The 435-nt window shown below is 62.5% G+C and carries 1 protein-coding gene; it reads left to right on the top strand.

What is annotated here, in order from left to right:
* Positions 1–146: 146 nt before the first annotated feature.
* On the top strand, positions 147–435 hold a 289-nt coding region (locus ACWTU8_RS32815; RefSeq protein ID WP_455851373.1), incomplete at its 3' end, for a MarR family winged helix-turn-helix transcriptional regulator.

Raw genomic sequence — 435 nt, 5'->3', positions numbered from 1 at the left:
CTCGCCGGCGCGCCGCCGGATTGATTTAGTGGCATATACCACTTTCGACGAAGTAGGCATATGCCACTATCTTGTCAATAACGGCGTTCGGGATTATTTGTCGGGCAGCGGCCGAACAGAATTTTCACCGGCGCCGAGGGACCACCATGCCGAAAGACAACCTGCCCGGGCTGACAGCCTGCAACTACGCCATGCTGCGGCGCGCGACGCGCAAGCTCGGCCAATTCTATGACGACGTGCAGGCGCCGTCCGGCCTAAAGGCCACGCAACAGGGCCTGCTCTACCAGATCCACATCGGCGACGAACCGGCGATGGGCGCCATTGCCGCTGCCCTGGTCATGGACCTTTCGGCGCTCGGCCACACGCTGAAGCCGCTGATCCGCGACGGCTATGTCGAGACCTTCGCCGATCCGGACGACCGCCGCATCAAAAGGG

This window comes from Mesorhizobium sp. BHbdii (assembly GCF_053848045.1).
This window is presented reverse-complemented; position numbering and strand designations above follow the sequence as displayed.